This window comes from Paenibacillus sp. SZ31 (assembly GCF_012912005.1).
Taxonomy (GTDB): domain Bacteria; phylum Bacillota; class Bacilli; order Paenibacillales; family Paenibacillaceae; genus Paenibacillus.
The window spans coordinates 40,359-51,637 of sequence record NZ_JABBEA010000026.1; the positions used below are offsets into that span (position 1 = coordinate 40,359).

Below are 11,279 nucleotides of genomic sequence, written 5' to 3' on the forward strand. Positions count from 1 at the left end.
ACATTTAAGGAAGAACAGTGTTTTCTTATGCTGAAGGCTATGCTGCCGAAAGGCACAACCTCGTGAAAAATTGAGGTTGTGCCTTTTTTTCGTTTATGGCCGCATTGACCTGAATTTCATCATCAGACGAGATTAAAAAAAGAAGCCGCAATGTTCATGCGGCTTCCTGGATGTTCCTGACTGTACTCACGATTTCCGTTTTCCATACTCGACTGCACTTGAATGGATTAGTAAGAGCTCCAACCAGCATCTGCTGTAACGACCGTTCCGTTCACGAAGCTGGACTCGTCAGATCCGAGGAACAGGGCCACTTTAGCAATCTCTTCACTCGTCCCGATACGTGGGTTAATTGCCATGCCAAGCTGTTGCCGCCCTGCACCGAAATGACTAATCCCTGCCATGGATGTGCTGATATTGGTTGCCACAGCTCCTGGAGCAATCGCATTACAGCGAATGCCTTGCTCAGCATACATGTACCCTGTATTTTTGGTGAAGCCCACGACCGCATGTTTGGAAGCCGTATAGGCTGCTCCTGCACGTCCGCCGTGTAGACCACCTGCCGAAGCAATATTCACGATAACACCTTTTTGTTTTTCCAGGAAGATCGGCAATACTTTACGTGTTGTCCGCATCACACTTGTCGTGTTCACAGCGAACAATCTCTCCCACTTCTCATCCGTCACATCTGCTGCCGGCTCCATGCCATCCATAATGCCCGCATTGTTAATCAGAATATCTACTGTTCCGTATGTGCTCACCGTCGTATCGATCAGGTTTTGCACATCTTCTTCTTTGGCTACATTGGCCAGAACGACAATCGCTTCTCCGCCCTGTGCCTTAATATCATTAACTACCGCTTGTGCGGATTCTTCGTTAATATCCGATACGACTACTTTCGCGCCCTCTTGAGCATACAACGTGGCAATTGCTTTCCCCATACCTGAACCAGCACCTGTAACAACTGCAACTTTATCTTGAAGTTTCATTCCATGTATCCTCCTTTGTGTATTCGTTTACAATAAGTTAACAAACAAATGTTCATTAACTCCTATCCTTAGTATAATAAGTCATAGCGTTTCACTTCAATCAGTAAAAGCTTGTCCAGTTGTACGTTAAACAACACTTATAAGCCCGAATGTACTTTAATTAATAAAGTGAACTATATAAATTGAACTAAACATTTACGCTTTAGTTCAATTTATATAGCGAGGAGGAAAATAAATGTCTGAAACTCTGAATTTGATGGACCGAAGAATCAAGAAATCAAAGGCTGCGCTGAAAGATGCGCTCATCCATTTAATGCAAAAACATCCCTTTAAAGAAATATCGATTACGGATATTGTGCAGCGAGCTGACCTGAATCGGGGAACTTTCTACAGACATTATCAGTACAAGGAAGACCTGTTCAACGAAATCATTAATGATGTGATTCAAGATTTGGTGACTTCTTTTCGCAAACCTTATCAGGATAAGGAAGAGTTCGAGGTCAATCTGATGCCCTCTTCGGCAATTACCATATTTGAGCATGTGCATCAGCACGCACAATTCTATACGCTGGTTGTGAAATCCGAAGCTTCATCCAACTTCCAGCGCATGATCTGTGATGTCCTTCGGGATCTCGCCTTACAGGATCTGAACCATATCTTCCCTCCGCACATCAACCATGAAATATTGGCAAGTTACCAATCTCATGCGATATTCGGCATGATCATGGAGTGGATTCGTCAGGAATTCAAGCACAGCCCCGCCTACATGGCCGAGGAGTTGTTCAAGATCATTCATTACAAGCCTGACAATGTCGTGTTGAGAGACTGAAATTTTGAATCGCCTTACTTCCCTATAGTAGGGTTATTGAGAGTAATTTCAAGAAAGCTTCACCACCAAAATTATGTAAATACATTCCTGTAATTTCTGGTATTGATATGATAAATTATGCATTGGAATACAAACAAAAGGAGGATGACAATACATTTGAAGAAGTCGTGGATTATATCATTGATAACCAGTTTTGTTTTGCTTGGCGGAGTGCTTCTCTCTCCAGCCACTTCTGTCAATGCAGCCAAAGAAGCAACCTCTACATATTCAGATCAGAGTTATAGTGAAAACGAAGATGACTTTAGTGAAGAGTTTGCGGACGAGTCGGCATTTTCTGAGGCAGAACAGGAGCTTGTAGACTATCTTAATCAGATATTAGCTCTTGAAACTTATGTAGCTAAAACCTCTACCGCTTTGGAAAGTATCGGCTCCCAAGTAACTTCACCAAATCGCAAGTCTATTTATCTAAAACTTACGAATACGGTTATCCCTAACTATTCGAAATTTGTATCTAAGTTAAAGCAAATCAAACCTGTCAATCCGGAACTGAAGAAGATTCACGCCAGATTCGTCAAGGGGAGTTACACTCAACTTGAAGGTTACCTGTTATACAAGCAGGCAGTTTCCAAGACCAAAGTGAATTACACGATATTAAAACAGGGCAGTGCAAAAATAAAAACCGGTGGCGATCTCATTGATCAATCCGAGCAGCAGCTGTACGCTTATGCAAGAAGTTTGGGTTTTGAATTTTAGTACCAATCTTCATAGAAGCCCAAAAAGCGACCATTCCCATGCTTAATGAGGAACGGTCGCTTTTTCTAATTATGAATTATGATAACAATCTAATACGTAAAATTTATATATCACTCTTCTAAAATCACAGCCCCAGCTTCTGCCCTTTTTCCAACCGCTGAATCTGCTGCTCCCCGGTATCAGCAAGTTCACGGAACTGAGTAATCGTCTCGCGCATTCTTGGCAGAGCTTCCTGCTTATAAAGACTGATTGAATCGAGCGCTGACAACACATCGGTGAATGCCTGTTTCATCGTATCCACGGAGATGCTGGCTTCATACGCCTGCTTCTGAATGGCAATCCCCTGGTCCTTGAGCATTTTGGATGTACCCGCGATCAGATCATTCGTCGTCTGGTTCAGCAACTCAATCTTCTGTAATACAATCTTCTGATTATACAAAGCACTCGCTACCGTAACGGCAATTTTCAGTGCCGATATCGTTACATTCTTCGCCCGGTCTACGCCTCGGATCAGTTCCTTATTATTGCGGATGACTACTTCAATCGCCATAATGCCCTGTTGGTTCACAACCAACATCTGCTGCAGATCCATGACCCGCTGACGGAGTGGGAACAATACTTCTTCCGTAATAAAACGGACTTTCTCGGGGTCCTCGTTGCGGACCTTGGCGGCTTCAATCTGGCCATCGATGGATTCATCCATGAGCACACCAAGCTGGATTTCCTTTTGCAGTCGTTTGGTGAGTTCCCGCAGGTTCTGTTGCTCAATCTCCAACGTCGTATTATCGTTTCGGAGTGTGGACCTGCCTTTATCCAAGGAGGTTACGATGTCAGCGATGACTGCGTCAGCCTTCTGGTATTTCAGGAAATAGGCGCGAAGCGGATTGAACAATTTCCCGAGGAAACCGGTCTTGGCGAAGTCGACCACGCTCGGGTCGAGATCCTTCAGTTGCATATGCAGCTCGGTCAAGCCTTTGGCTACCTGACCGCCCTCGTCTCCCGTCTTGGACAGATGTCCAACAGAGACTTGAAGCAAGGCGTTTTTCTCAGAAGAGGATCTCATCGTGTTCATGCCAAAACCGTCAATGGATTGCAGTATCTCTTTGCGCTTCTCCAGGGATTCAAGATCCAGTGTCATAATCATCTCTACGTTGGCATTAGCCACTTGTTGAAGCTCCGCGACCTCGGCGGGCACGGGTTTCACCTCTTCTTCGATCACCTTCTGAATTTCCTTCTGGCTCGGTATTTCCATTGAAAATGACATCTATAGTTCCCCCTTTAGATTACATCTGAACGTTAAACAGGTTTCCGATCTTGTACACGACATCGTCGGTATCGGCATTAATGCTTGCGGCTTCGTTAATGCTGGAGATGCTCTCCAAAGCCTTGATGTCCGCGTTATAGCCAATCGTATAGATTGGCACTTTGTACGTCTCGACCAGATCCCGGATATCCTTGAGGGTATGACCTTCGTTGGTCTCGCCATCACTCAGGACAAAGATCAACGGCTTCACGTTCGGATCAGCAGCCATATAATCTTCCAGCATCTTCATCGCCACCACGATCCCGTCAAAGGTTGCTGTACCGCCGCCAGCTTGCAGACTATCGACTGTTCCGACAAACATGGACTGCTGGTTCGTATCATATTTGGCAATCGGCAGATTCACAGTTACCCCGCTGGAGTAAGAGACCAGGCCAATACTGTTGTCCGTGCCCAGATACTTCTGACCTTTACGTAAGGACTCCTTCAGTCGGTTAAGCGGTTCGCCATCCATGCTTCCGGATACGTCTGTCACGAACACGGCGGCAATGGGTTTACTACCATTCTTCTTCTCTTTCCATACTTTCTGTGCAGATAGCAACGTGCCGCCATCCACAGTAGCCAGTTCGGATTTGTAATCCTGTAACCCGTTGAAACCGAACTCTTCCGCCGATTGTTGGTACTTCGCCTGGGTTACGAATTCCGCGAACTTCTGGATAATCTCCTGTTTGTTCTGCGGCAGTTGACCGAGTGCATACAGCGGGCTGTCATGTCTTACGCCAAATGGTGTAAATACGTAACCACTCTTCAGATCGGCGGTATTCAAATACGTCTGGTATTCGAGTACAAAAGCATCCAGTCTGCCTGACTTGGCAGCTTCACGCATCTGAATGGTTGTTGAAGCGGTAAACGGTACATTGGTCTGGAACTTTTCGAATCCTTCAACGGCCTTCTCACCGAGTGGATTGGTACTGTCATACGTATTCAGTGCGGTCACCAGGAAGTTAAGTCCTGTAGAACTGGCAAATGGATCCGTATATCCCATCGCAAGTTCATTGTTCGCAATCGCTTCGGTTACGGTCTTCACATTAACGGAGCCGTACGTATCAACCAGTGCGTCATACTTGGCTTTGGAAATAACGATACCCGGAACGTTCCCGACCAGTCGCTCAGACACCATCTCGGTCTTCACCCCACTGGCCTCAACCATCTCGCCCCACAGTTCGTTAGAAGGTGTGAATGCATCAGGCATATACTTACCAGACTTGATATAATCCGTAGCCGTTCCGGAGGCAATGTTGCGGATTTTGACCGATACCTGTTTGCCTCCAACGGTAATGTTCGCTTTGTTGAATTCCTCACCCACTTCAGTTAACCAGCCGTCTACCCCGCTGCCCGACTTCTCCGTGGAAGAGAATATTTCGACATAATCATTCGTTGTATTCTCTACAGCAATCGGAAATTTAGAGATATCCGGCAGTGATTCTGCCACATCGACCGGGTCGAGATCAATCTGTCCTTTGACCGGTTCCGCCGTTGCCGGCGCAATGTCCGAGTACAACTTACCAAGTGCTTTACCTGCATTCTCTGTGCTCACCTGTGTGGTTGATTTGCCAAAGTTCGATGTTAGTGTAATTCCTGCATAGACCAGACCGAACACGAGTACCAGCATCACAATCGATATGAAAAAAAACTTTCCCTTCTTGGCCATACGAGCAACCCCTCACTGTCTGTATAATTTGGTGTGCTTGATTAACTGATCAATCTCCTGCATACAAGGCATCTGTTCAATATCTCCGGCTTCAAAGCTGTCGAGGCGTGAAATCTCCAGTAACAACTGATCGAGCTTGAGCAAAATTTCCTCATTGGTGTGTAGTGCATTTTTCACATAAGACAGATAATCGTTGTATACCTTGGTTTTTTCCTGAAAGAGCTTCTGGGGAAGTGTTGAGGATTTGGATTTCATCATGTTGGCATAATCAGCTTCATCAAATACATTCAACCGGTTCAGTACACTGCGAATGTTCAGGTATAACAACTTCTCCACTTCCAGTGTGACCGAAGCGAATTTCTTGTAGCTCAGTTCCCCGGGATCAAACCGTTGATGAAGCACGTTCAAGAGTGTTTCCTTCTTCTTTTTCATCCGACTAAGTTGGGACAGCCCCAGCGTAATATCTTCTTCGAGGACTTTGATGCGTCTATAAAACGATAAGGCTTCCACATAATCTTCATGTGTTTCGATATGCTTCACGGGCAGAACTACTGGCTGTCTGAACAGCAAAGTGTAACTGCCATATAAGAGTGCCATTGCACTGCCGAATAGAAGGGTGACGGATAGCGCAGTTGTAAATGCACCCACTCCGAAACTCAGCCCGATAAAGCCGGGTGAGAATGCCAGAACATTTACAGCCACAATACCGAAGATCAACCCCAATAATTTTATGTACTTGATCATGTTCAATCATCCGACCTCCTTTCATGTTATATACTGGTGCTTCATGTCGTAATTTTCCCAATCAACTTATTCTTATTGTACATGATGTTAACGCTCTCAGGTGGATAACATTGGATATTCGGATACTCATAATATACGTGGTTTGGGCTTATCCCATTTCATATTTTCAGGGACAACGTGGAACTTGGCAGGTAATTTTGTGGTCAATCTGTAGAAGTTCGTCTTCTAGAACAGCAGATGGTGGAAAAAGAAATGTTATCAGGTAATACGTGGAAAATAGCTATGCGTGTCATTTTTTATATAAGACTTGTCTGAAAAATGAGCCATGCAAAAAGGACGAAACGGAGATCATCCGGTTTCGTCCCTTATATGTTGGTTCACTTTTTTCATGTTCTTATATAAAATCTTGATACCGTTTTCTATAGCTAACGAACTGAGGTGGCGCTATTTGGTATATTTCAGCTCTTCTGAAAATGTAACGAACCTGAGACACGTTATGTTCGCGAATTTGGTGTAGAAACGTTGTTTAGCGCCCATTTTGAATGAAATAGCGTCGCTGAGATTCGTTACATTTTCCACCTCATCAATATTGCCCATATAAGACGTGTGCGGTTCGTTAGAAATTAGAAAGTCGATTTCTTATCGAACCCTCTCCTCCAGTGGACAGGCCACCGCCTTTTCATATGATGCCCCTTATTACGAAAAGATGGATTCCGGTTTGCTTCGCGTGGTGCGTACCTCTACAACTTTCCCGGTACATCCATTGTCGCCCTTCGCCTGGAACATTACCGTAACGCTGTCTTTGCCTGATGTAACCGCCTCCGGAATATCGTAGGTCACATAGAACACTTCGCCGATTTTGTTCATATGAATTCGCTGCTCTCCGATGACGGTTCCATCCACGGTAATGCTGAATTTTCTGTCGTATAACGTACCTTCCCGTTCAAACGGCGAATGATCTCCGCCCCAATAGGCCACGCATAGGTAATTGGCTGCGGCTCGATCCACTGCCAGCTGATAACTGAAGTAAGCTCCACGGACGCCAAAAGCCTCTCGCCACATATGCAGCTTGTTACGGCCATCCGTGGTAGAACCATTATGATGCTCCCCACGGCAATTGCTATCCAGTTGATGTCCGATCTCATCCTGCTGACCATCCGCCTGGACCCTGTCGATCGTAATATCATTTAATTCTTTCTCCAGTGCATCACCTTCATCGTTAAACGGCCAATACACCGTATAGAACTCATGATGCACATCATAGAACGGAATGAGCTTCACGGCTTCGCCCGTGGAAGTGACATCCTTGCTAAGTTCAAATGTTAACGTGCCTACATCCACGACCTTGATCCACTCTCGTACATCCTCTTGCTCCGTCCAAATCACAGGTACAGGTGCAGTCTTGGGATTCAGCGCTGTTTCGTCCACAATTGTATCCTCGGGCAGACCATCGCTGCCAAGTGCACCGGCGAGTACGATTGGCCCGTACAGGAAGGCCACTTTGTGGGCATCATCCCGGGAAGTGTACTGGCGGAGTGACATCGGCAGTGTGATTGTGATGACATCGCCCGCTGTCCATGTGCGGTCGATGGAAAGATAGCCGGGTTCCATCCGTGTATACGGATGTTCCGTATCCCCGTTAACCGTTGCCGTCATTGGCTCTTGCAGCCATGAGGGTACGCGTAATCTTAGATGGGCCGAGGCGCTGCCTCCGGTGATCGTCAGGGTCACCTTTTCCGAATAAGGAAAGTCGGTTTCGAGCTTCATGGATATTCCCTGAGATGTCCAATCCAGTTGGGAAGCGATATACAGGTTGACGTACAGGTCCTGCTCGTCTTCGAAATAGATGGCCTCAGCATATTTGCCCGGGTTCTCCATACCTGATCCTGTACAGCACCACCAAGCGGTATCGTGAGTACCATAGATTTTGTAGTGGCCTTGCAGTGTTGAAGCAAAATACGTCTTGTTCCCCGTATCCGGGTCCTGCGTGCCGAGGATGTGATTATAGATGGCGTTTTCATAATAGTCCATGTAGGCGCTATCGGGATTCCAGGCAAAGAGTTGTTTCGTCAGATGCATCATGTTGTGAGTACAGCAGCTCTCACCTGTCTTGATCCCGAGACTCTCCATGCCCTTCGCTTCGTAATGCTCCGAAATACTCGTCGCACCAAATACATAGGAACGATGATGAATGGTCGTATCCCAGAAAAATTCTGCTGCTGTCCGGTAACTCTCGCGGGAGTGATCCTGGTTGTAGATCTCTGCTGCACCGATCACTTTGGGAATCTGGGTATTCGCGTGTCTGCCTTGAAGATCGTCCTGCTTGTGTTCCAACGGTCTAAGAATCAACTGATGGGTGAACTTATTAGCGATCTCAAGGTATAAGGCTTTGCCCGTAATCCCATACAAATGTGCAAATACTTCATTCATGCCCCCGTGTTCACTTTGAAGCATCGTCTGCATCTGTTCTTCTGTCATCGGAAGCAAACCTTCTACCGCCCAGTCTGCAAATCGAGTAACCACCTCAAGTGCCTGTCCGTTGCCAGTGAGTTTATAGGCGTCAATCAAACCGCGATAGATTTTGTGCACACTGTACCAGGGAACCCAGTATTCACCGATGTTGAATCCACCAATATGTTCGGCGCGGAATGCGATGTGGAACGCTTCTTCGGACAAACCGCCGATATACCCGCTCCCCGTCGTCTGTTGGATTCTCGCCAGTTCGGTGACAGCATAATCCAACGTTTCTTTTAACGTAATATTCCCGGTTGCTTGATACGTCACAGCCAGGGCAGACAGGTAATGTCCGAGGGAATGCCCGCTAATGGTGCGTGCCTCCCAACCCGCGTATCGTTCTTTTCGGGCAGGTAAACCATGGGCTTCAAAGCATGGAGCCAGAAATCGATCAATATCTAGCGATAACAGATAACGCTCCCCCACCTCTTGTGATGTTTGGAACAAACCATTTAGCAGATCTACATGTTCCGGTCCCAGAAATCCTTTTTTCGTATCAATCATTACATTCACTCCTTCTCGGGATGTAATAGATATCCATTCATTCTTGAGGGGTAAAATCCGTGTTCTGTTCCATATGACTAATACTCATCAATCTACTGTAGAGCTTGAATATCCTCATATTATCAAATAAAATACAATTACATCAGACTCATAATCCAAGAAAAGGTGGATAAATCCGTCCTATGCAAAAGCCACTGGAACATTACCTGTGCGGCAAGTTCATATCCGAAGGTAACTGGAGCCACATGAGACGTAGCATGCCTGTTCACGAGATCATTTTGATGCTGGAAGGTGAAATGTACATCGCGGAAGACGAGGAACAGTACGTGGTTCGTGCCAATGATCTGTTGTTTCTGAGCGCCGGTCGTACCCATTATGGCTACCAGATCAGCGACGCCCCCGTGAGCTTCTACTGGGTTCACTATGATGCTATGCAGTCAGAATTCAATCGCTTTAGGACACATGCCACCATTCAGGTGCCTTCCATGGCCAATCAGTTATTCAAGCAATTGCTGCATGTGTCATCCTTCTCACCCGAGGAAGCCAACGCTGCTTTGTTATTGTTGTTCAAGGAGCTGGAGCGCAATATAGAGACGGATTATCGCCCGCACAATGCGATTGTAGACCATATTTGCAAGTGGGTGGATATTCATCTGCATACGAACATTACGGTGAGTCAGATTGCAGAGAATTTTAATTTCAACAAAGACTATATCTCCAAAATGGTGAAACGTGAGAAAGGTACCGGACTCAAAACCTATATCCTCACGGAACGAATTCGCCGGGCGAAACAGTTGCTGCTCAACACCAATGCCAGTGTAAAAGAAATTTCCGGACAGTGCGGCTTCTCCGATTACAAGCTGTTCCTGCGCATGTTCAAGCAATACGAGGGCAATACGCCAACCGAATATCGCAATCATCTGTATTCCACACAGCTCAATCGCTGATGGGATTTGATCTATAGAAATGACTGAGTTAACCATAGAAAATTTGAATGAATCGGATTGAATCCGTTATGGTAAAATGCAAGAAAACTCTATTTCACACTTAACCCATAAGAGAAGAGGAATTAAGAGATGACAACGGCTGCCGTTACGATTCATCCTGCCACAGAAACAGACCATCCAGAGATTGTAGATATCCTTGTTGCAAGTTATGCCGAGTATCGGGAGACTTTTGAGCAAAATGAACGATGGGAGGCCTACCTAAAAGATATTCGAGAGTCTGTGGTTAATCCGTACCTGACACAATTATGGATCGCCAAGATTGATGATCAGATTGTCGGTACAGTCCAGTTATTCGAAACCGCGCACAAGGCTTATCCGAACTTTGAATTGCCTATTGATTATCCGTTTATTCGGCTGTTGGGTGTTGATCCAAAATGGAGAGGACGCGGGATCGCCAGAGAATTGCTCCAGCAATGCGTTGACTCTGCCAAGGAGATGGGTAAAAATACGGTGTATTTATATACGGGCGGTCAGATGCTCAACGCTATTCGTTTATATGAGCGTTTTGGTTTTGTGGAAGATGTGGAATTCAGCTCCGAGGGTACTGGAGGAAAGGCCATTTGCTATCGGTATGATTCCTAGTGGAGGGTAACAATAACCCGTGGTAAGCGAGTGGAGAATGAAACGTAAAAAAGACCGATCACCATCATGACGGTCTTTTTTACGTTTATATATGTCAACTATATAAGTTGCCTAATCATTTATACGATAACGGAGAGGACAGAAAAAACCTGAAAAAGCAAAGCGTTCGCCTAAAAGCTTTCTGAAAGAAAGCTGCTTCGAAAGCATACGCTATCCCCGGATTTCCCCTTGAGAAAAATGAATAGAACAAATCTGGGGATAACAGCGATTGGAGGGTTATTCTGTCATCGTAGTGTCAGTGTAAATAATCTTTAGTTCAACTGATATGAACGAAAATGTCAAAGGCGCTTTAAGAAACTCCTTTCACAGCTCCGTTTTGAAGCAAAGT

9 protein-coding genes are annotated in these 11,279 nt (G+C 45.6%); 4 read left to right on the forward strand and 5 right to left on the reverse strand.

All coding sequences use genetic code 11. The annotated features are described in order from the left end of the window. Nucleotides 1-227: 227 nt before the first annotated feature. Entirely contained in the window at nucleotides 228-986 is a 759-nt protein-coding gene (locus HF638_RS27760; protein ID WP_091034565.1) for an SDR family oxidoreductase, read from the reverse strand. 235 nt (nucleotides 987-1,221) lie between these two features. Here HF638_RS27760 and HF638_RS27765 point away from each other — a divergent pair, with 235 nt between their 5' ends. Together HF638_RS27765 and HF638_RS27770 are read left to right on the forward strand one after the other, a co-directional pair. Continuing rightward, a complete protein-coding gene (locus HF638_RS27765) occupies nucleotides 1,222-1,815 on the forward strand; it encodes a TetR/AcrR family transcriptional regulator (RefSeq protein ID WP_169483123.1) in 594 nt (197 codons plus the stop codon). Between the two features lie 156 nt (nucleotides 1,816-1,971). Then, nucleotides 1,972-2,568, forward strand: coding sequence for a hypothetical protein (locus HF638_RS27770; protein WP_169483124.1), 597 nt, complete (start codon nucleotides 1,972-1,974; stop codon nucleotides 2,566-2,568). Nucleotides 2,569-2,692: 124 nt separating this feature from the next. On the opposite strand, the gene HF638_RS27775 is transcribed toward HF638_RS27770, so the two are convergent. From HF638_RS27775 to HF638_RS27790, 4 genes are all read right to left on the reverse strand, one after another. Then, nucleotides 2,693-3,832 carry a toxic anion resistance protein gene (locus HF638_RS27775; RefSeq protein WP_169483125.1) on the reverse strand — a complete coding sequence of 380 codons (1,140 nt, stop codon included), beginning with the start codon at nucleotides 3,830-3,832 and terminating at the stop codon, nucleotides 2,693-2,695. 19 nt (nucleotides 3,833-3,851) lie between these two features. Beyond that, nucleotides 3,852-5,540, reverse strand: a complete 1,689-nt coding sequence (locus HF638_RS27780) for a vWA domain-containing protein (RefSeq protein WP_169483126.1) — start codon at nucleotides 5,538-5,540, stop codon at nucleotides 3,852-3,854. A 12-nt stretch (nucleotides 5,541-5,552) separates the two neighbouring features. Then, nucleotides 5,553-6,284, reverse strand: a complete 732-nt coding sequence (locus HF638_RS27785; RefSeq protein ID WP_169483131.1) for a hypothetical protein — start codon at nucleotides 6,282-6,284, stop codon at nucleotides 5,553-5,555. A gap of 696 nt (nucleotides 6,285-6,980) precedes the next feature. Further along, nucleotides 6,981-9,302 (reverse strand): beta-L-arabinofuranosidase domain-containing protein, encoded by a 2,322-nt coding sequence (locus HF638_RS27790; protein ID WP_169483127.1) that lies wholly within the window; start codon nucleotides 9,300-9,302, stop codon nucleotides 6,981-6,983. Between the two features lie 182 nt (nucleotides 9,303-9,484). On the opposite strand from HF638_RS27790, the gene HF638_RS27795 reads away from it, so the two are divergent. Together HF638_RS27795 and HF638_RS27800 are read left to right on the forward strand one after the other, a co-directional pair. Next, a complete protein-coding gene (locus HF638_RS27795; RefSeq protein ID WP_169483128.1) occupies nucleotides 9,485-10,249 on the forward strand; it encodes a helix-turn-helix transcriptional regulator in 765 nt (254 codons plus the stop codon). 129 nt (nucleotides 10,250-10,378) lie between these two features. Next, complete coding sequence (locus tag HF638_RS27800) at nucleotides 10,379-10,891, forward strand: GNAT family N-acetyltransferase (RefSeq protein WP_169483129.1); 513 nt, start codon at nucleotides 10,379-10,381, stop codon at nucleotides 10,889-10,891. Nucleotides 10,892-11,279: the final 388 nt, after the last annotated feature.